19 protein-coding genes are annotated in these 19562 nt (G+C 69.8%); 13 read left to right on the forward strand and 6 right to left on the reverse strand.

Translation table 11 applies throughout. From position 1 onward, the window contains the following. Positions 1-122 precede the first annotated feature (122 nt). The 10 genes from AB0915_RS02975 to AB0915_RS03020 all read left to right on the forward strand — a co-directional run bounded on the left by AB0915_RS02975 (position 123) and on the right by AB0915_RS03020 (position 8230). Positions 123-1082, forward strand: a complete 960-nt coding sequence (locus AB0915_RS02975) for a DUF2520 domain-containing protein (protein WP_366689398.1) — start codon at positions 123-125, stop codon at positions 1080-1082. Then, positions 1079-2092, forward strand: coding sequence for a pantoate--beta-alanine ligase (gene panC, locus AB0915_RS02980; RefSeq protein WP_366689399.1), 1014 nt, complete (start codon positions 1079-1081; stop codon positions 2090-2092). Before AB0915_RS02975 ends, panC begins: the two co-directional genes overlap by 4 nt. Further along, positions 2089-3840 carry an L-aspartate oxidase gene (locus AB0915_RS02985; RefSeq protein WP_366689400.1) on the forward strand — a complete coding sequence of 584 codons (1752 nt, stop codon included), beginning with the start codon at positions 2089-2091 and terminating at the stop codon, positions 3838-3840. The genes panC and AB0915_RS02985 overlap by 4 nt, the downstream gene beginning before the upstream one ends. 2 nt (positions 3841-3842) lie before the next feature. Next, a complete protein-coding gene (nadC, locus tag AB0915_RS02990; protein ID WP_366689401.1) occupies positions 3843-4886 on the forward strand; it encodes a carboxylating nicotinate-nucleotide diphosphorylase in 1044 nt (347 codons plus the stop codon). Continuing rightward, entirely contained in the window at positions 4886-5683 is a 798-nt protein-coding gene (locus AB0915_RS02995) for a type III pantothenate kinase (protein ID WP_366689402.1), read from the forward strand. Before nadC ends, AB0915_RS02995 begins: the two co-directional genes overlap by 1 nt. 138 nt (positions 5684-5821) lie before the next feature. Further along, positions 5822-6403, forward strand: coding sequence for a hypothetical protein (locus AB0915_RS03000; protein ID WP_366689436.1), 582 nt, complete (start codon positions 5822-5824; stop codon positions 6401-6403). Between the two features lie 61 nt (positions 6404-6464). After that, positions 6465-6644, forward strand: a complete 180-nt coding sequence (locus tag AB0915_RS03005; RefSeq protein ID WP_366689403.1) for a hypothetical protein — start codon at positions 6465-6467, stop codon at positions 6642-6644. A gap of 122 nt (positions 6645-6766) precedes the next feature. Then, positions 6767-7183, forward strand: a complete 417-nt coding sequence (locus tag AB0915_RS03010) for a BlaI/MecI/CopY family transcriptional regulator (protein ID WP_366689404.1) — start codon at positions 6767-6769, stop codon at positions 7181-7183. Positions 7184-7240: 57 nt separating this feature from the next. After that, complete coding sequence (locus tag AB0915_RS03015) at positions 7241-7750, forward strand: amino-acid N-acetyltransferase (RefSeq protein WP_366689437.1); 510 nt, start codon at positions 7241-7243, stop codon at positions 7748-7750. A 144-nt stretch (positions 7751-7894) separates the two neighbouring features. Then, on the forward strand, positions 7895-8230 hold the full coding sequence (locus AB0915_RS03020) for an Lsr2 family protein (RefSeq protein WP_366689405.1): 336 nt from the start codon (positions 7895-7897) through the stop codon (positions 8228-8230). Here AB0915_RS03020 and AB0915_RS03025 read toward each other — a convergent pair. Then, positions 8209-8847, reverse strand: coding sequence for an SCO3374 family protein (locus tag AB0915_RS03025; protein WP_366689406.1), 639 nt, complete (start codon positions 8845-8847; stop codon positions 8209-8211). The two genes, AB0915_RS03020 and AB0915_RS03025, sit on opposite strands and share 22 nt — an antisense overlap. A gap of 430 nt (positions 8848-9277) precedes the next feature. Here AB0915_RS03025 and AB0915_RS03030 point away from each other — a divergent pair, with 430 nt between their 5' ends. Beyond that, complete coding sequence (locus AB0915_RS03030; protein WP_358858754.1) at positions 9278-11806, forward strand: ATP-dependent Clp protease ATP-binding subunit; 2529 nt, start codon at positions 9278-9280, stop codon at positions 11804-11806. 726 nt (positions 11807-12532) lie between these two features. Next, positions 12533-13234 carry a M23 family metallopeptidase gene (locus AB0915_RS03035; RefSeq protein ID WP_366689407.1) on the forward strand — a complete coding sequence of 234 codons (702 nt, stop codon included), beginning with the start codon at positions 12533-12535 and terminating at the stop codon, positions 13232-13234. A 122-nt stretch (positions 13235-13356) separates the two neighbouring features. On the opposite strand, the gene AB0915_RS03040 is transcribed toward AB0915_RS03035, so the two are convergent. Next, positions 13357-13941, reverse strand: coding sequence for a TetR/AcrR family transcriptional regulator (locus AB0915_RS03040; RefSeq protein WP_366689408.1), 585 nt, complete (start codon positions 13939-13941; stop codon positions 13357-13359). A 124-nt stretch (positions 13942-14065) separates the two neighbouring features. Between AB0915_RS03040 and AB0915_RS03045 the strand changes: the two genes are divergently transcribed. After that, positions 14066-15712, forward strand: coding sequence for an MDR family MFS transporter (locus AB0915_RS03045; RefSeq protein ID WP_366689409.1), 1647 nt, complete (start codon positions 14066-14068; stop codon positions 15710-15712). A 73-nt stretch (positions 15713-15785) separates the two neighbouring features. On the opposite strand, the gene cseC is transcribed toward AB0915_RS03045, so the two are convergent. The 4 genes from cseC to AB0915_RS03065 form a co-directional block, all read right to left on the reverse strand. Further along, positions 15786-17165, reverse strand: a complete 1380-nt coding sequence (gene cseC / locus AB0915_RS03050) for a two-component system sensor histidine kinase CseC (RefSeq protein ID WP_366689410.1) — start codon at positions 17163-17165, stop codon at positions 15786-15788. Beyond that, complete coding sequence (gene cseB / locus AB0915_RS03055) at positions 17162-17866, reverse strand: two-component system response regulator CseB (protein ID WP_366689411.1); 705 nt, start codon at positions 17864-17866, stop codon at positions 17162-17164. Before cseB ends, cseC begins: the two co-directional genes overlap by 4 nt. Positions 17867-17875: 9 nt before the next feature. After that, entirely contained in the window at positions 17876-18496 is a 621-nt protein-coding gene (locus AB0915_RS03060) for a hypothetical protein (RefSeq protein ID WP_366689438.1), read from the reverse strand. A gap of 116 nt (positions 18497-18612) precedes the next feature. Continuing rightward, positions 18613-19263 carry a SigE family RNA polymerase sigma factor gene (locus AB0915_RS03065; RefSeq protein ID WP_366689412.1) on the reverse strand — a complete coding sequence of 217 codons (651 nt, stop codon included), beginning with the start codon at positions 19261-19263 and terminating at the stop codon, positions 18613-18615. Positions 19264-19562: the final 299 nt, after the last annotated feature.

A 19562-nucleotide genomic window follows, 5' to 3' on the forward strand; every position in this document is an offset into this window, starting at 1 on the left:
CCGGCGATCCATGTGCTCGTCCACAGCCTGTGGACGGCCGGGAGTCCGGACGAAACGCTGGCGTAGCATGCAAAGAAATCGTCCGGTACCCCCCGCGGACTGGAACGGAAGGCCATCGCCGCGTGAACGCAACAACACCCAGGGAGCCCCTCGACGCGAGGGACCGCCCCGCCCGCCTCACCGTCGGCGTCGTGGGCGCGGGCCGTGTCGGCCCCGCCCTCGCCGCATCCCTGCAGCTCGCCGGACACCGTCCGGTCGCCGTCTCGGGTGTCTCCGACGCGTCCGTGCGCCGCGCCGCCACGCTTCTGCCCCATGTGCCCCTCGTGCAGCCCGCAGAGGTGCTCGCCCGCGCCGAGCTGGTGCTGCTGACCGTCCCCGACGACGCCCTGCCCGGCCTGGTCGAGGGCCTCGCCGAGACGGGCGCGGTCCGCCCGGGACAGCTGATCGTCCACACGTCGGGGCGCTACGGGACCCGGGTCCTGGACCCCGCGCTGCGGGCCGGCGCCCTGCCGCTCGCCCTGCACCCGGCGATGACGTTCACCGGCACCGCTGTCGACGTACAGCGGCTGGCCGGCTGCTCCTTCGGAGTCACCGCCCCCGAGGAGCTGCGGCTCGCCGCCGAGGCCTTGGTCATCGAGATGGGCGGCGAACCGGAATGGATCGCGGAGGAGTCCCGGCCGCTCTATCACGCGGCGCTCGCCCTCGGCGCGAACCACCTGGTCACTCTGGTCGCCCAGTCGATGGAGCTGCTGCGCACGGCAGGGGTCGCGGCCCCCGACCGGATGCTCGGCCCGCTCCTCGGCGCCGCACTCGACAACGCGCTGCGCTCCGGTGACAACGCGCTGACCGGCCCGGTGGCCCGCGGGGACGCAGGCACGGTCGCCGCGCACATCGGCGAGCTGCGCAGGCACGCCCCGCAGACCGTGGCCGGTTACCTCGCCATGGCCCGTGCCACCGCCGACCGGGCGCTCGCGCACGGCCTGCTCAAGCCGGAACTGGCGGAGGACCTGCTCGGCGTCCTGTCCGACGGCGGGACCGGTGCGGGCGGCGCGGGCAGCACAGGACCGGGAGGGATCCGATGAATACGACCGGAGCGACCACGCTGCTGCGTACGGCGGCCGAGCTCGACGCGTTCGGCGCACGCACGGGGCCGCGGGCCCTCGTCATGACGATGGGCGCCCTGCACGAGGGCCACGCCACCCTGATCCGTGCCGCACGCACCGCCGCGGGCCCGGACGGCCAGGTCGTCGTCACCGTCTTCGTCAACCCGCTGCAGTTCGGTGAGGCGGCGGACCTCGACCGCTACCCCCGTACCCTCGATGCCGATCTCGCCGTCGCGGGCGCGGCCGGCGCCGACGGCGTCTTCGCCCCGTCCGTCGAGGAGGTCTACCCCGGCGGCGAACCGCAGGTCAGGATCGACGCGGGCGCGATGGGCGAGCGTCTGGAAGGTGCGTCCCGCCCCGGACACTTCGACGGGATGCTGACCGTCGTCGCCAAGATGCTGCACCTCACCCGCCCCGATGCGGCGTTCTTCGGACAGAAGGACGCCCAGCAGCTGGCGCTGATCCGCCGCATGGTGCGCGATCTGAACTTCCCGGTGGAGATCGTCGGCGTGGAGACGGTCCGCGAGCCCGACGGCCTCGCGCTCTCCAGCCGCAACCGTTTCCTCGACGCCGAGGAGCGCCGCACGGCCCTCGCTCTCTCCCGGGCCCTGTTCGCCGCCCGGGACCGGCTGGCCGCCCAGCAGGCGCTGCAGGCCCGCGCCCAGACCACTACGGCGACGACGGGCCGGGCCGCGGCGCTCACCCGCCTCGGCGAGGTCCGCGCGGCCGCCGACACCCAGGCGGTGGCCTGGGCCCGGCCCGGCGACGGACCCGCGGCGGTGCGCGCAGCCGCACGCACGATCCTCGACGACGCGGCCGCCGCGCAGCCCCCGCTCGCACTGGACTATCTGGCGCTGGTGGACCCCGCTGACTTCACCGAGATCCCCGATGACCGGACCACCGGTGACGCGATCCTCGCCGTTGCCGCACGGGTGGGTGCCACCCGACTCATCGACAACATCCCGCTGACCTTCGGAGCCGACACGTGACCGGAATACGGCTGACCGCCCCCGCCCCCGGCTGGGCCATCGACGCGGATGTCGTGGTGGTCGGCTCCGGCGTCGCCGGCCTCACCACCGCGCTGCGCTGCGCGGCCGCTGGCCTCGCCACCGTCGTCGTCACCAAGGCCCGCCTCGACGACGGCTCCACCCGCTGGGCGCAGGGCGGCATCGCTGCGGCGCTCGGCGAGGGCGACACCCCCGAACAGCACCTGGCCGACACCCTGGTCGCGGGCGCGGGCCTGTGCGACGAGTCCGCGGTGCGGACCCTGGTCACCGAGGGCCCCGACGCCGTACGCCGCCTGATCGAGACCGGCGCGCACTTCGACACCACCGACACCGGCGACATCGCGCTCACCCGCGAGGGCGGCCACCACCGCCGCCGTATCGCCCACGCGGGCGGGGACGCGACGGGTGCAGAGATCTCCCGCACCCTGGTCGAGGCGGTCCGCTCCGCCGCCCTCCACACCGTGGAGAACGCCCTGGTGCTGGACCTGCTGACGGACGCCGAAGGGCGTACCGCGGGCGTCACCCTGCACGTTATGGGCGAGGGCCAGCACGACGGCGTCGGCGCGGTCCACGCCCCCGCGGTGGTCCTTGCCACCGGCGGCATGGGCCAGGTCTTCTCCGCCACCACCAACCCGCCGGTCTCCACCGGCGACGGTGTCGCGCTCGCCCTGCGGGCCGGCGCGGAGGTCTCCGACCTCGAGTTCGTCCAGTTCCACCCGACGGTCCTCTTCCTCGGCGCGGACTCCGAGGGCCAGCAGCCCCTCGTATCGGAAGCGGTACGGGGCGAGGGCGCCCATCTCGTCGACGCGTCCGGTACGCGGTTCATGGTCGGACAGCACGAACTGGCGGAGCTGGCCCCCCGCGACATCGTCGCCAAGGCCATCACCCGCCAGATGCAGCTGCACGGCACGGACCACATGTATCTCGACGCCCGCCACTTCGGCGCCGAGATGTGGGAGCACCGGTTCCCCACGATCCTGGCGGCCTGCCGCGCCAACGGCATCGACCCGATCACCGAACCCGTCCCGGTGGCGCCCGCCGCGCACTACGCCTCCGGCGGCATCCGCACCGACCTGCGCGGCCGGACGACGGTCCCGGGCCTGTACGCGTGCGGAGAGGTCGCCTGCACGGGCGTGCACGGCGCGAACCGGCTGGCGTCCAACTCGCTCCTGGAGGGGCTGGTCTTCGCCGAGCGCATCGCTGCGGACATCGTCGCGAACGGTCCGCGCACCGCGCAGGCACCGGCCTCCGTGATGCCGGCCGCCGGACTCCCCGCCCCCTCCCCGCTCCTTGCCTCCGAGGTGCGGCCGCAGATCCAGCGGATCATGACCCAGGGCGCCGGAGTCCTCCGTTCCGCAGCCAGCCTCGCCACCGCCGCCGACGAACTGGAGGCCCTGCACCGCAGCGCCGCCGTCGACGCCGAGGCGGCCGAGCCCAAGGTCGCGGTGCCCGGCGTCGAGGCATGGGAGGCCACCAACCTCCTCCTCGTCTCACGCGTCCTGGTCGCTGCCGCCCGGGAGCGCGAGGAGACCCGCGGCTGCCACTGGCGCGAGGACCGGCCCGAGCGCGACGACGAGATCTGGCGCCGCCACCTCGTCGTCCGGCTCACCCCCGACCGGCAGCTGGTCCTGGCCCGTACGGAGTCCGAGGCATTCCCGCCCGTACGCGCGACGGGCGCGCCAGACTGCGCAACAGCACCCACGAACCACCCCACTCCCAAGGAGCCGTAACCGTGAGCACGCCCGAAGAGAATCCGCGCCCCACACCCGTGGACGTACCGCTGATCCAGATCGGCGCGCCCGCACCGGCCGCGGGCGGCTGCGGGGACGCCTGCGGTTGTGGCGGGGAGGATGGCTATGAGCTGGACCCTCTGGAGTGCGGTCTCGACCCCGACCTCGCCCAGCTGCTCGCCGACGCGGGCCTCGACCCGGTCCAGGTCGAGGACGTCGCGCACGTCGCCATCGAGGAGGACCTCGACGGCGGTGTGGACGTCACAACCGTCGCCACGGTCTCCGAGGAGGCCATGGCCACCGGTGACTTCACCGCCCGCGAGGCCGGTGTCGTCTCAGGTCTGCGCGTCGCCGAGGCCGTCCTCTCCATCGTCTGCACGGCCGAGTTCGAGGTCGAGCGCCATGTCGAGGACGGCGACCGTGTCGCCCCCGGCCAGAAGCTGCTGACCGTCACCACACGCACCCGTGACCTGCTCACCGGCGAGCGCAGCGCGCTCAACCTGCTCTGCAGGCTGTCGGGCATCGCGACCGCGACCCGCGCCTGGGCCGATGTGCTCGAAGGCACGAAGACGAAGGTCCGCGACACCCGCAAGACCACCCCGGGGCTGCGCGCCCTGGAGAAGTACGCGGTGCGCTGCGGCGGCGGCGTCAACCACCGGATGTCGCTCTCCGACGCCGCGCTGGTCAAGGACAACCACGTCATCGCGGCGGGTGGCGTCGCCGAGGCGTTCAAGCGGGTGCGGGACGAGTTCCCGGACGTACCGATCGAGGTCGAGGTCGACACCCTGGACCAGGTCCGCGAGGTCCTGGAGGCGGGAGCCGACCTGATCCTGCTGGACAACTTCACCCCGTCCCAGACCGAGGAGGCCGTCGCGCTCGTCGGCGGCCGCGCGGTCCTGGAGTCCTCCGGCCGGCTCACCCTCGACACCGCCGGTGCCTACGCCGCCACAGGCGTCGACTACCTGGCCGTGGGCGCGCTCACCCACTCCTCGCCGATCCTCGACATCGGCCTGGACTTCCGCGACACCGACGGGGCCGGCGTCTGATGCTGCTCACCATCGACGTCGGCAACACCCACACCGTCCTGGGCCTGTTCGACGGTGAGGAGATCGTCGAGCACTGGCGGATCTCCACCGACGCCCGCCGCACCGCGGACGAGCTCGCGGTGCTGCTCAACGGCCTGATGGGTATGCACCCGTTGCTCGGCGAGGAGCTGGGCGACGGCATCGAGGGCATCGCGATCTGCTCCACGGTCCCGGCCGTCCTGCACGAGCTGCGCGAGGTCACCCGCCGCTACTACGGCGACGTGCCCGCCGTGCTCGTCGAGCCGGGCATCAAGACGGGCGTCCCGATCCTGATGGACAACCCGAAGGAGGTCGGCGCGGACCGCATCATCAACGCGGTCGCGGCCGTCGACCTCTACGGCGGCCCGGCGATCGTCGTCGACTTCGGCACGGCGACCACCTTCGACGCGGTCTCCGCCCGGGGCGAGTACGCGGGCGGGGTCATCGCCCCCGGCATCGAGATCTCGGTCGAGGCGCTCGGCGTGAAGGGCGCCCAGCTCCGCAAGATCGAGCTGGCCCGGCCGCGCAGCGTGATCGGCAAGAACACGGTCGAGGCCATGCAGGCGGGGATCGTGTACGGCTTCGCGGGCCAGGTCGACGGCGTCGTCGAGCGCATGAAGAACGAGCTGGCGGCCGACCCGGACGACGTCACCGTCATCGCGACCGGCGGCCTTGCTCCGATGGTGTTGGGGGAGTCCTCCGTCATCGACGAGCACGAGCCCTGGCTCACGCTCATCGGGCTGCGACTGGTGTACGAGCGCAACATCGCCCGGATGTAGGTCACGCGCCGGGTACCTGCGGGAACGGCGCGGCGGCGCGGAGGCCGCCGCCGCGCCGCCGTCGCCCAGCTAAACGGATTTTGTCCATTTAGCACGTATTGTCGCGTTATGCCCACGCCTTACGGATCACGCGGCGGTATGGCGTTCAGCGCGGACGAGCTGCGTGTGCTCCGACGCGCCCTCGCCAACGCCCTCCGCCCCGCGCCCCTGCCCGACGAGGACGTCCAGGACTGCCTGCGGCTCGCGAGTTCCCTGGACGAGGCGGTCGGGGAGGCGGGACGGCTGCGTGCGTTCCTCCTCGCCGACCTCGTCCGCTACCGCGACGCCCTCCCAGGCTCGGTCACCAGCTATCTGGAGCTGCTCCAGGATGCCCTGGCCGTCGGATACGACCCCCGCCCGGAGGATCTGGCCGCCCTGCGCACCCAACGGGGCAGACCGGTTGCCGCGGCGCTCCTGGAGCGCTGCCACGTGCTCGCCGAGCGGTCGGTGCGGGCCCGTCTCGCCGGACGCGCCGTCCCCGCGACAGCACCCGCCCCGCGTGGCCGCCTGCTCGCCCTCCCCGGCGGCCGGGCCGCGACCACGGAACCCGAAAAGCCGAAGACCCCGGCGGCCCCGGCCCGTCCCGTGCCGCCGTCCGAACGCCCCGCCCCGAAGCCTTCGGAAGTCTTCCCGCCCCGCCGCCGGCCCGTCCCGCCCCCGCAACAACGCGCCGCGGGGTAGCCACGCCGGACGGCGGAGGGGTCGCGCGGAAGTCCGTACCGGGATCGCTACTCTGGATCCCATGGACTATGTATCCGCGCTCGTGCCCCCCGTGGTGATGGCCGCCTTCTTCATCGGCCTCGTCGTGACGATCGTCAAGAGCCAGGGCGGTCCGAACAAGGCCAAGGAGGACGCGGCCGTGGACTCGGCGCTCAGCCGCGCCGAGGCGGCGCAGCAGGCACCGCGGACCGAAGGCGTCTGACCGGTACGGCGCGTTCCGCACCTCACGTACCGCATGAAGGGCGTGCGGCTCATCAGGAGCCGCACGCCCTTTTATTGTGCAAATAACCGGTCATTCCAGACATTTAGCACTAAGGTGACGCTGTGCCTCGCCAATTGGGAGAGCTGGAAGACGCCGTGATGACACGGGTCTGGCAATGGAACCGTCCGGTCACCGTGCGGGAAGTCCTTGAGGACCTTCAGAAGGAACGGTCCATCGCGTACACGACCGTCATGACGGTAATGGACAATCTCCATCAGAAGGGCTGGGTGCGCAGGGAAGTCGAAGGCCGCGCATATCGATATACGGCGGTCTCCACCCGCGCCGCCTACTCGGCCGCACTGATGAACGAAGCCTGGTCCCACAGCGACAACCCCGCCGCCGCTCTTGTCGCGTTCTTCGGCATGATGTCAGCCGAGCAGCGGGAAGCACTCAGTGACGCGATGCGGATCGTATCGCCGGAGCTGACGGAGACCGGCGATCGCCCGGCCGACGACGCGGACACGGAGTCCGGGCGATAGCGTCGGGGCATGTCCTCAGAGCTTCCGCATACCGATTTCCGTACCGAACCGTCGGTTATGAACGCGGCCATCACCGTCCGGCGTGCCCGGACGGCCGATGTGCCCTCGGTCCGCCGACTCCTCGACGGGTACGTGCGCGAAGGCATCCTGCTCGACAAAGCGACGGTGACGCTTTACGAGGACATCCAGGAGTTCTGGATCGCGGAACGCGACGGGGACGCCCGCGTCATCGGCTGCGGCGCACTCCATGTGATGTGGGAAGACCTTGCGGAAGTCCGTACTCTCGCGGTCGATCACAGCGTCAAGGGCGCCGGAGTGGGGCATCAAGTGCTGGACAAGCTGTTGCAGACCGCCCGCTGGCTGGGTGTGCGCCGGGTTTTCTGTCTCACCTTCGAAGTCGACTTCTTCGCCAAGCACGGCTTCGTGGAGATCGGAGAGACGCCGGTCGACACAGATGTCTACAGCGAGCTGCTGCGTTCCTATGACGAGGGCGTAGCAGAGTTCCTCGGTCTCGAACGGGTGAAGCCGAACACCTTGGGTAACAGCCGGATGCTTCTGCACCTGTGACCGTCGGAAGGTGCCGGAACCCTATGTCCGAATCGCGCACGTTTCCCGTGTTCTTGCGCTCCTGAACCTCTCCCAGGGGTTTGTGTTTTCCGGGGAAAAGCGGTTTCCTTTCCGCGTACTGCATTTTCGATGAAAGGAAATCCGGTGGCGCAGAAGGTTCAGGTCCTTCTTGTCGATGACCTCGACGGTGGCGAGGCGGACGAGACAGTGACGTTCGCTCTGGATGGCAAGACGTACGAGATTGACCTCACCACGATCAACGCGGACAAGCTCCGTGGTCTTCTTGAGCCGTACACCAAGGGTGGTCGGCGTACCGGCGGCCGTGCCGCGGCGGGTCGTGGCAAGGGTCGCGCCGTTACCGGTGGCAACAAGGACACCGCCGAGATCCGTAAGTGGGCGCGCGAGAACGGTCACAATGTGAATGACCGTGGTCGTGTTCCGGCAGAGATCCGCGAGGCTTACGAGAAGGCCAACGGCTGAACTGCCGACCGGTCCGTCGACAGTTCCTTTGCTGACAGCTCCGCTGCCGGTTGCGCCGTTGTCGTCCGCCCTGTCCGGGCATGCATCAACCGGGCCCGGTGGCATTCCGTTGCCACCGCGTCCACGAGCCGTACGAGATCGGGAGCACCCCCACCCCTGCTCCCGAGGCCGGCGAGGGCCGGGAGCTCCGGCTTCCCCTCGTGCCGCAGCTCGGGGGGCCGCAGCCATGCGGCGGCCCCCGGCGAGCGAGGCGCCCAGCCGGGCGGCGTCGGTGCGATGATCCGCCCGCCCGTACCGACGGCGGTCAGCGCGAGGGAGACCCCGCCCCACTCCAGCCAGTCGAGCAGCCCCGGCAGCTCGTCGGCGCTCCCCGCGGCCACCAGCAGCCCCATGGTCCGCCCCGTCAGCGCCACGGGTCCTGTGTGCCCCAAGCGCCGCAGCGCCGCGTACCCCGCGGCCGCAGGCAGTTCCAGGACGTCGAACCGCAGCCCGGTCGGCAACCACACCGGAGCGGTCCCTTCCGTCGGCCAGCCGAGTTCGTGCTCGTACCACCACGCAGAGTCAGCGGTGCGCTCGTCGGCGAGCGCTGCGCGTGGGGGCGGGACGGTGAAGGCCATGCCCGAAGAACTGCCGGGCGGCCCCAAGAGTTACGCAGAGTCGGCAAATGTGTGCACAGCGTGTCCATGATGGGGGCGTACGAGCGTATTTCCGGGCGCAAGAATGTTCGCCCGTAGCGGAGGGAACCGGCGCGCGCCGCATGGACTGTCTGTAATTGCGGGTAAGAACATCCCTAGTGGGGAGGGGCGACACGCGGCTCGGCACGCCTCACGTTCGCCATCGGCGTACTGGCGATAGGGGTATCTGCCTGGCCTGCGGGAACATCGTCTCGCACCATCGGGTTGGAGCAGTTGTCGGCGTTCGGGGCAGGAGGCCAAGGACGGGTGTCGGCAGTTGGAATGAGCGGTCCCCGCTTGCGGGACTAAGCTGCGGAAGGACAGGGAGGGGACCGACCCCTTACTGCCTGACCGCTCTGAGGAGCGATTAACGATGTTCGAGAGGTTCACCGACCGCGCGCGGCGGGTTGTCGTCCTGGCTCAGGAAGAAGCCCGGATGCTCAACCACAACTACATCGGCACCGAGCACATTCTCCTGGGCCTTATCCACGAGGGTGAGGGTGTCGCCGCTAAGGCCCTGGAGAGCCTCGGGATTTCGCTCGAGGCGGTCCGCCAGCAGGTGGAGGAGATCATCGGTCAGGGCCAGCAGGCCCCGTCCGGGCACATCCCCTTCACTCCCCGAGCCAAGAAGGTCCTGGAGCTGTCGCTCCGCGAGGCTCTTCAGCTTGGCCACAATTACATCGGCACGGAGCACATCCTGCTCGGCCTGATCCGCGAGGGCGAGGGCGTCGCCGCCCAGGTCCTCGTGAAGCTGGGCGCCGACCTGAACCGGGTACGGCAGCAGGTCATCCAGCTGCTCTCCGGGTACTCGGGAGGCAAGGAGGCGGCCACCGCAGGCGGCCCCGCGGAGGGCACGCCCTCCACGTCCCTGGTGCTCGACCAGTTCGGCCGGAATCTCACCCAGGCCGCTCGCGAATCCAAGCTCGACCCGGTCATCGGGCGCGAGAAGGAGATCGAGCGGGTCATGCAGGTGCTCTCCCGCCGTACCAAGAACAACCCGGTCCTCATCGGGGAGCCCGGCGTCGGCAAGACGGCGGTCGTCGAGGGCCTGGCGCAGGCCATCGTCAAGGGCGAGGTGCCCGAGACCCTCAAGGACAAGCACCTCTACACCCTCGACCTGGGCGCGCTGGTCGCCGGTTCCCGCTACCGCGGTGACTTCGAGGAGCGCCTGAAGAAGGTCCTCAAGGAGATCCGCACCCGCGGCGACATCATCCTGTTCATCGACGAGCTCCACACCCTCGTGGGTGCGGGCGCCGCCGAGGGCGCGATCGACGCCGCCAGCATCCTCAAGCCCATGCTGGCGCGAGGTGAGCTCCAGACGATCGGTGCGACGACGCTCGACGAGTACCGCAAGCACCTGGAGAAGGACGCCGCTCTCGAGCGCCGCTTCCAGCCGATCCAGGTCGCGGAGCCGTCGCTGCCGCACACCATCGAGATCCTCAAGGGCCTGCGCGACCGCTACGAGGCCCACCACCGCGTCTCCATCACGGACGAGGCGCTGGTCCAGGCCGCGACGCTGGCCGACCGCTACATCTCGGACCGCTTCCTGCCGGACAAGGCGATCGACCTGATCGACGAGGCCGGTTCCCGGATGCGTATCCGCCGGATGACCGCGCCGCCGGACCTCCGCGAGTTCGACGAGAAGATCGCGGGTGTCCGCCGCGACAAGGAGTCGGCCATCGACTCCCAGGACTTCGAGAAGGCAGCGTCCCTCCGCGACAAGGAGAAGCAGCTGCTGGCGGCGAAGGCCAAGCGGGAGAAGGAGTGGAAGGCCGGCGACATGGACGTCGTCGCCGAGGTCGACGGAGAGCTCATCGCCGAAGTCCTGGCCACCGCCACCGGCATCCCGGTCTTCAAGCTGACGGAGGAGGAGTCCTCCCGACTGCTGCGCATGGAGGACGAGCTCCACAAGCGCGTCATCGGCCAGAAGGACGCCATCAAGGCCCTCTCGCAGGCGATCCGCCGTACGCGAGCCGGTCTGAAGGACCCGAAGCGCCCCGGTGGCTCGTTCATCTTCGCCGGCCCGTCCGGTGTCGGTAAGACCGAGCTCTCCAAGACGCTCGCCGAATTCCTCTTCGGCGACGAGGACGCGCTGATCTCCCTCGACATGTCGGAGTTCAGCGAGAAGCACACGGTTTCCCGCCTCTTCGGTTCTCCCCCCGGTTACGTGGGTTACGAAGAGGGCGGCCAGCTCACCGAGAAGGTGCGCCGCAAGCCGTTCTCCGTCGTCCTCTTCGACGAGGTCGAGAAGGCCCACCCCGATATCTTCAATTCCCTGCTCCAGATTCTGGAAGACGGTCGCCTGACCGACTCCCAGGGCCGGGTCGTGGACTTCAAGAACACGGTCATCATCATGACGACCAACCTCGGGACCCGGGACATCTCCAAGGGCTTCAACCTGGGCTTCGCCGCCCAGGGCGACGTCAAGACCGGCTACGAGCGGATGAAGAACAAGGTCAACGAAGAGCTCAAGCAGCACTTCCGTCCGGAGTTCCTCAACCGTGTCGACGACACGGTCGTCTTCCACCAGCTCACCGAGGAAGACATCATCCAGATCGTCGACCTCATGATCGCCAAGGTGGACGAGCGCCTGAAGGACCGCGACATGGGCATCGAGCTCAGCTCGGAAGCCAAGTCGCTCCTGGCGAAGAAGGGCTACGACCCCGTGATGGGCGCCCGGCCGCTGCGCCGGACGATCCAGCGCGAGATCGAGGACGTCCTCTCCGAGAAGATCCTCTTCGGTGAGCTGCGCCCCGGTCACATCGTGGTCGTCGGCACCGAGGGCGAGGGCGAGGAGAAGAAGTTCACCTTCCGTGGCGAGGAGAAGTCGGCGCTGCCCGACGTCCCGCCGATCGAGCAGGCGGCAGGCGGCGCCGGCCCGAACCTGACGAAGGACGTGTAAGGGCGCGCTGAGCGTCCGAGCAGCCCAAGGGGCTGCCCCGGGACCGTTTCGTACGGTTCCGGGGCAGCCCCTTCGCCGTGCCGCCAGGTGCGCACGATGAGCCCGGGTTCCACAGCCAGCAGTCCGTTGACCAGAGCGGGGTGTTCACGGCGGCCGCAGTGGCCGGCCGTCAGGGTGCGGGAGGCCTTGCGGGCGCGGCCCGTCGCACGGGACGCGTCGACGCTCACCTCCACCACCCAGGCCGGGTCAGTGCGGTCGCTGGTCACCGCTCTCCCTGCCCCGGGAGCTGAGCGTCTGCCGTGACAGCACAGTCAGGTTGCATGCCGAATGTCCCGAATCGGAAGGTCTTGGGCCCCGTCGGTAGTGACAAGGCGCACACCCCCTTGGCCCCCTCCTATCAGGCATAGGAGACGGGACCGTGATCGCGGAAGGGGCCTTCGCCCCGCGGTGGAACGGGGCCTTCGGTGCGACGGAAGGGGAGGCCCGAAACACTGCAACATGTCCGTTTCGGGCCGTTTGGAGCTGGAGTTAAACCTGTTCGGTCGGGGAGATTCGGCCGAGTTGCGTGTCGAGGATCCGGGGCCCGCGGTAACGAGTTCCCTGGGTCGCGAATACGACTTTTCTTCGTAGATGGGGTATTTGGGTGCAAGTGGGGTGGCGGGTTACCAAGGGATGGCCAGCCCGGCGGACAAGCCGGGCCTACTCGCATCCGGAGGATCCCCGCTTATGTCGAAGCGCGTTACGTTCCAGCACTCCCGCCGCCCGTCCATGTCCCGTGTCCGTGGCGCCGTGGTGGCAGCCGGCCTGGGGACGTCGATGGTTCTCGGCGCGGGCGCTGCGTTCGCGGCCGCCCCGGCGAGCGCCCCCGGCATCGCGAGTCTGATCGGCAACACAGCGGCCGACTCGGTCGCCGCGCAGGCGGCCGCGCAGGCCAAGGCGGCGGTCAAGAAGGCCACTGCGGCGGAGCAGGCCGCACGCAGCTCCGCCAAGGAAGCCGCCGGCAAGGCGGCCTCCTGGATGACGCCGGTCCGCCACTACACGCTGAGCGCCTCCTTCGGCACCGACGGCAGCCGCTGGGCTCACAAGCACTCCGGCCAGGACTTCGCCGTACCGACCGGGACCGCGGTCGCGGCCGCGCACTCCGGCACCGTCGTGAAGGCCGGCCCGAACGGCGGCGGCGACGGTCCCGCGTACGGCAACGCCATCGTGATCAAGCACGGTAACGGCACGTACTCGCAGTACGCGCACCTGTCGCGGATCGACGTGCGCATAGGCCAGACCGTGAGCACGGGCGAGAAGATCGCCCTCTCGGGCAACACCGGTAACTCCAGCGGCCCGCACCTGCACTTCGAGATCCGTCACACCGCCAACTACGGTTCGGCGATCAACCCGGTCTCGTTCCTGCACCGGCAGGGCGTCACGGTCTGACCCGACCTGACGACCACACCGCGGAGGGTCGCCCCGGTACTGGGCGTATCGGGGCGAGCCCGACAATGCGGCGAGCGTGCGGGACAGGCGCCGCCTGGCAGGCGGGACGTTCGAAACACGCCCTAGCTCGCGGGAGCCGGGCTGTGGGCTTGGGTGATGAGATCGAAGGCGACTTCGAGGACGGCTTTGCGCTTGTCCTCGGGGTCGCCGTCGAAGTCCTTGAGGGCGAACATGCCCGCGTGCAGCGTGAAGAGTGCGGTGAAGCAGCGCACCTGGTCGGTCAGTGTCGCGTCGGGTTCCTTGATCAAATCGACGAGGGTCACGACGCGGCCCTTGATGGTCTCTCCGATGCTGAGATCCCGTATGGTCGCCTGGTTCTCCTGCATGAACCGGAAGAGCGGCGCCGCCGCGGCCAGTGCGTCGCTGTAGCGGACCAGGATCTCCTTCTTCGTCTCCAGGGTGCGCGGCTGTTCCTTGCCCCAGGCGATCAGCTCCTCGATGGGCCGGTTGAGGTCCTCGAAGATGCTGATGAGGATGTCTTCCTTGGTCTTGAAGTGGTAGTACAGCGCCGCCTTGGTGACGTCCAGCTTCTCGGAGATCTCGCGCAGCGAGGTCTTCTCGTACCCCTGCTCGGCGAAGAGCTCCAGGGCGACGTCCTGGATACGCTGGCGCGTATCGCCCCGGCGTGGCTGCGGCGTGCTGCCCATGGTGCGCTCCCCAAAGAACTTACTTGACGCCCGGCTAGTTGCGGGTCTACTTTCCCTAGTGTAGTCAACTAGCCGGGCGGCAAGTAAGGGCCCGGCTAACAGGGGATCAGGGGAGTTGGGGACCATGTCGGACCTGAAGAAGGCGGCGGGCGGGAAGCCGGGCGGCCGAGCAGCCGAGAAGACTGCCGACGAGCCGCCCGCCGCACCCGAACCGCAGCAGCGCAGCGTCCGGGTGGTGATGCTCGCCCTGATGATCACCATGCTGCTGGCCATGCTCGACAACCTGATCGTCGGCACCGCCATGCCGACCATCGTCGGTGATCTCGGCGGCCTGGAGCATCTGTCCTGGGTCGTCACCGCGTACACCCTGGCCACCGCGGCCTCGACCCCGATCTGGGGCAAGCTCGGCGACATGTACGGACGCAAGGGCATCTTCCTCACGTCCATCGTGCTCTTCCTGATCGGCTCCGTACTGAGCGGCATGGCCCAGGACATGGGCCAGCTGATCGGCTTCCGCGCGGTCCAGGGGCTCGGCGCGGGCGGCCTGATGGTCGGTGTCATGGCCATCATCGGCGACCTGGTGCCGCCCCGCGAGCGCGGCAAGTACCAGGGGATGATGGCCGGTGTGATGGCGATCGCCATGATCGGCGGGCCGCTCGTCGGCGGCACGATCACCGACCACCTCGGCTGGCGCTGGAGCTTCTACATCAACCTGCCGTTGGGTGCCGTCGCCCTCGCCATGGTCACCGCCGTACTGCACCTGCCGCACAGGAAGCGCACCCGGGCGAAGGTCGACTACCTCGGCGCCGGGCTGCTGACCCTCGGCATCACCGCGATCGTGCTGGTCACCACCTGGGGCGGTTCGGAGTACGCCTGGGGCTCCGCCGTGATCATGGAGCTCGTCGCCATCGGTGTCGTCTCGCTCGTCGGCTTCCTCTTCGTCGAGACGAAGGCCGCAGAACCGATCATTCCGCTGCACATCTTCCGCAACCGCAACTTCACACTGATGTCGGTCGTCGGTTTCATGTCCGGCTTCGTGATGTTCGGAGCGGTGCTCTTCCTGCCGTTGTTCCAGCAGTCCGTCCAAGGTGCGTCCGCGACCAACTCCGGTCTGCTGCTCCTGCCGATGCTGCTGTCGATGATGGTTGTCTCGCTGATCGCCGGACGGGTCACCACCAGCAGCGGCAAGTACAAGATCTTCCCCATCGTCGGCTCCATCCTGATGGTGTCCGGCCTGTTCCTGCTCTCGCAGATGGACACCGGCACCACCCGCTTCACCTCCGGCGTCTACATGGCGGTCCTCGGCGCGGGCATGGGCTTCCTGATGCAGATCACGATGCTCGTCGCGCAGAACAGCGTCGAGCTGAAGGACATGGGCGTCGCCTCCTCCGCGACCACCCTCTTCCGTACGCTCGGCAGCTCCTTCGGCGTCGCGATCATGGGTGCGCTGTTCACCGGACGAGTGCAGGACGAGATGGTGGCCCGCGGTGGCGGAGCAGCCACCTCGAAGTCCGCGCAGCTGGACGCGGCGAGCCTGGCGAAGCTGCCGGACGCGGTGCGTGAGGCGTACCAGTTCGCGGTGTCGTCCGGAACCCACATCGCCTTCCTGGTCGGCGCATCGGTCGGTGTGATCGCGCTGGTGGCGGCGGTGTTCGTCAAGGAGGTACCGCTGCGGGGGGCGGGCCCGGAGGCAAAGCCCGAGCCCACCGTCGAGAGCGGCGTGGAGGCACCGGAGCCGGTGGCCGACGCCAAGCAGAGCGAGAGCGTCTGACCCGACAGTGACCAGGGGCCCCGGGGCGCGCGGACCGCGTGCCCCGGGGCCCCTTCGTCGCTGCCCGGCCCGATCAGCTGCCGAACGGTGTGCCGTCCGACGGCGCGACCGCCCGCGAGTTCTCGGGCCTGCGCTGTTCGGCGAGGTGCACGATCGGGAAGCTGCCGGTGTTCGTCGGCGCGTGCTCCGGCAGCCACAGCACGGCGATCGCCCCGCCGGTCCCCTCCGCCGCGCCCTGCGGCGCCGCGTTGCGGAACGTCAGCCGGGCGCCGAGCACCCGGGCCTGACCGGCCGCGATCGTCAGCCCCAGGCCGTGCCCGCGCCCGGAGCGGTCGCTGCTTCCGGTACGGAACCGGCTCGGCCCCTCGCGCAGCAGCGCCTCCGGGAAACCGGGCCCGTGATCGCGGATGCGCACCACCCGTCCCTCGACCGTGACCTCCACCGGAGTGGAGCCGTGCTTCGCGGCGTTCCCCAGCAGATTGCCGAGGATGCGCTCCAGCCGGCGCGGATCGGTGTTGACCCACGACTCGTGCACCACCTGGACCCGCACATCGGGGTCGAGCAGCGCGATCCGGCGGCTGACGAACTCGCCGAATGCGATCTCCTGCAGTTCGGCACGCTCCGAGGCACTGTCCAGCCTGGCCACCTCCAGCACGTCCTCGACGAGCGTGCGCATCGCCTGCGCCCTGTCCCGTACGAGCTCGGTGGGGCGGCCCGGCGGCAGCAGCTCGGCGGCGGTCAGCAGCCCGGTCACGGGGGTGCGCAGCTCGTGCGCGATGTCCGCGGTGACCCGGCGCTCCGCCTCGATCCGTTCGTTCAGCGCGTCCGTCAGGGCATCCACCGCGCGGGCCAGCTCGTCGGTCTCGTCCCGGATGACCCCGCCGATGGCCTCCCGGACCCGTACCTCCGTTTGGCCCTGCGCGACCTTGCCGGCCGCGGCCGCCGCCTTGCGCAGCCTGCGTGACAGCTGCCCGCCGATCAGCACGCCCAACGCGCAGCCACCGAAGACCACCGAGACGGAGCCGATGATCAACGCCCGGTCGAGATCGCCCATGATCGTGGCGGAACGGTTCGCGAAGCGGGTGTGCAGGGACAGCACGTCGCCATTGGCCAGCGGCACGGCGGCCCACACATCGGGCACCCCGTTCCCGTACTCGTCGACATGCGTGGCACGCCGGTTCTTACGGATCTCCGCCCGCAGGCTTTGCGGCATCGTCGGGTCGTTGAGCTTGGCGCCGAACTTGGGATCGGCCTTCTTCGTCTTCGTCGCCTCATACAGCAGCTGCGCGTATGTCAGCCGCTCCAGCTGGACCTCACGGGCGTTCTCCAGCATCGAGACGCGGGCGGCGTTGTGGACGACGAGGCTCAGCGCCACGGCGATGAGCGCGCCCACTGCAGCGATCGCGATACTGATCTTCCAGCGGACCCCCGTCCGCAGTGCCAGCCGCTTCATGGCTTGAGTTTGTAGCCGAAACCGCGGACCGTGTCGATCCGGTCCTGCCCGATCTTGCTACGCAGCCGCTGCACATGGACATCCACGACCCGGGTGTCTCCTCCCCAGCCGTAGTCCCAGACCCGTTCGAGCAGTTTGTCGCGCGAGAGCACCGTGCCGGGCGCGGAGGAGAACTCCAGCAGCAGCCGCATCTCGGTCGGGGTCAGCGCCACGGGCACGCCGCCCTTGCGTACCTCCATGCCCTCGGTGTCGACCTCCAGGTCGCCGAAGACCAGCACCCCGCCGACGGGCTTCGAATCCGCCTCCGCGCCGCCCTGCTGTCCGCCCGACGCATGGCCGAAGCGGCGCAGCACGGCTCGGATCCTGGCGACCAGAACAGCGCCGTCGAACGGCTTGGTGACGTAGTCGTCGGCACCGGCCTCCAGGCCGAGCACCACGTCGATCGAATCGGCGCGGGCGGACAGCATGATCACGGGCACGGTCGACTCGTCGCGAATACGACGGCACAGACTGACCCCGTCCAGGCCCGGCACCATCACGTCGAGCAGGGCGATGTCCGGCCGGTCGGCCCGGAACGCCTCCAGACCGGAGAGGCCGTCGGGCATCGCGGTGACCGCGAAACCATCACGCTCCAGCGCCAGCTGGGTGGCCTCGCGGATGACATCGTCGTCCTCGACGAACAGGACGTGGGTCTCGGCCATCGACTGCTCTCAGTTCTTCGTCGGTTCCGCGGGCTCCGGAAAATCCCCTTCTCCGTTGCCGACGGCTCTGTTGAAGTCGTTGTGCACCCGGTCGTGCTCGGCGAACCGGTTGTCGGCCCAGCGGTACGTGACCACTTCCTCGCCCGACGGGTACGCGACCGCGTCCTTCTTCTCGTACACCTGCGTCGTCACGACCAGCTCGCCCCGGTCGATGGTGCCGTAGACCGCGGGCTGTTCGGTGGTGAAGATGTTCTTGTACGTGCCGTTGCTCTGCCGGCGGTACACGTAGGTGCCGACACCCACCGCGTCGCCGCAGGTCATCACGTTCACCACGACGTCCGGCGCGGAGCCGCCCGTCAGCCTGCCGTACGAGGAGTCGACCGGGTACTCGTGGCCCGTGCAGGGCTTCAGGTCCGTCCTGACCCGCTCGCTCACCCGGGAGTCCCGCTTGACCAGCTGGACGGGATCGACCCGCGGGGCGGGCTTCGCCGTGGACGGCGCGGTGGTCGAAGTCGTTACCTGGGCGGCCGGCTGGGAGCCTGCCGGGCCCTCGTCACGGGTTCCCGTACCACCGGTGGAGCAACTGACGGTGAGCAGCGCGAGAACGGCGAGCCCGACCAGTGCCGTAATGCTCGCAGCCCACCGGGTCCGCCGGCGACCACTGCTGAGGGTCGACCCGCTTCCGCCGGTCACCGTGTCCCCGCCGGTGGTACCGCTTCTGCCGTCCCCGCCTTCACCGCTGCCTGTCAGGCCGCGCACCGCTCCCGCCCCCGTTCGTCATGACGCCGGTCCGCCTGTCCGCGGAGCTGCGCCCCTGCCCGCGCACGCTGCGCGGCGCCGGTGGCAGGAGCCCGGTCGCCCGCCGCGTGGCCCTGGGCCTCACGGATCCTGGCTTCCCTGCTCATGGCCTCGCGGCTCTCCAGTTCCTGGCGCAGCCGAGCCAGCGCACGGTGCAGCGTGCTCTTCACCGTACCGGCCGACATACCGAGCGCCGCGGCCGTCTCCTCCGTGCTCATCTGCTCCCAGTGTCGCAGCACGACGACGCTGCGCTGCTTGGGAGCCAGCACACCCAGGACGTCCATCAGAAGGGCACGGTCGGCGCGCTGCTCGGCGCCGTCCTCGATGCTGGCGTCGGGCAGCTGCTCGGTGGGCACCTCCTCCAGCTTGCGGGCCCGCCACCACTCCGTACGGGTGTTGATCATGACGCGGCGCAGGTAGGCATCGGCCAGGGACTTGTCGGCGATGCCGTCCCAGCGGCCGAAGGTACGGGCCAGGGCGGTCTGCAGCAGGTCCTGAGCGTCCACCGGGTCGGGGACCAGGCGGCGCGCACTGCGCAGCAGTGCGTCCTGCCGGGTGCGTACGTACTCTTCGAATTCGAGCACCTCGCCCTGCGCCATTCCAACCGCCTCCGTCCCCGTCGATCCCCGTTTGTCCTCTGCCGGCCACTGGTGCGTGGCTGACCGTCGGAGACGTTACGGAGCGGTTGTCACGGCGTTGTGCGGAGCAGCCATACGCCGACGCACGGCTGTCCATCGGTTGTGTAACAGCGGAGCGGGAGGACCCTCCTGCTCTGTTCCCAGGGGGTGTCCGGCGGATCAGGGCCGTGGCAGGCGTCGCGGCCGCACGCACCAGACGCCGCCTGGCCCGCCCTACGGGCGGACGACGCTACTTTTCGAAACACGCCCTCGGAGGGTGC

It is taken from the genome of Streptomyces sp. NPDC048411 (genome assembly GCF_040704695.1).
Classification (GTDB): domain Bacteria; phylum Actinomycetota; class Actinomycetes; order Streptomycetales; family Streptomycetaceae; genus Streptomyces.

Excerpts from the sequence above, each read along its gene's own strand:
- panC (WP_366689399.1), top strand. The coding sequence starts at position 1,079 with ATGAATACGACCGGAGCGACCACGCTGCTGCGTACGGCGGCCGAGCTC.
- AB0915_RS02995 (WP_366689402.1), top strand. The coding sequence starts at position 4,886 with ATGCTGCTCACCATCGACGTCGGCAACACCCACACCGTCCTGGGCCTG.
- AB0915_RS03000 (WP_366689436.1), top strand. The coding sequence starts at position 5,822 with ATGGCGTTCAGCGCGGACGAGCTGCGTGTGCTCCGACGCGCCCTCGCC.
- AB0915_RS03005 (WP_366689403.1), top strand. The coding sequence starts at position 6,465 with ATGGACTATGTATCCGCGCTCGTGCCCCCCGTGGTGATGGCCGCCTTC.
- AB0915_RS03015 (WP_366689437.1), top strand. The coding sequence starts at position 7,241 with ATGAACGCGGCCATCACCGTCCGGCGTGCCCGGACGGCCGATGTGCCC.
- AB0915_RS03025 (WP_366689406.1), bottom strand. The coding sequence starts at position 8,847 with ATGGCCTTCACCGTCCCGCCCCCACGCGCAGCGCTCGCCGACGAGCGC.
- AB0915_RS03030 (WP_358858754.1), top strand. The coding sequence starts at position 9,278 with ATGTTCGAGAGGTTCACCGACCGCGCGCGGCGGGTTGTCGTCCTGGCT.
- AB0915_RS03035 (WP_366689407.1), top strand. The coding sequence starts at position 12,533 with ATGTCGAAGCGCGTTACGTTCCAGCACTCCCGCCGCCCGTCCATGTCC.
- AB0915_RS03040 (WP_366689408.1), bottom strand. The coding sequence starts at position 13,941 with ATGGGCAGCACGCCGCAGCCACGCCGGGGCGATACGCGCCAGCGTATC.
- AB0915_RS03045 (WP_366689409.1), top strand. The coding sequence starts at position 14,066 with ATGTCGGACCTGAAGAAGGCGGCGGGCGGGAAGCCGGGCGGCCGAGCA.
- cseC (WP_366689410.1), bottom strand. The coding sequence starts at position 17,165 with ATGAAGCGGCTGGCACTGCGGACGGGGGTCCGCTGGAAGATCAGTATC.
- cseB (WP_366689411.1), bottom strand. The coding sequence starts at position 17,866 with ATGGCCGAGACCCACGTCCTGTTCGTCGAGGACGACGATGTCATCCGC.
- AB0915_RS03065 (WP_366689412.1), bottom strand. The coding sequence starts at position 19,263 with ATGGCGCAGGGCGAGGTGCTCGAATTCGAAGAGTACGTACGCACCCGG.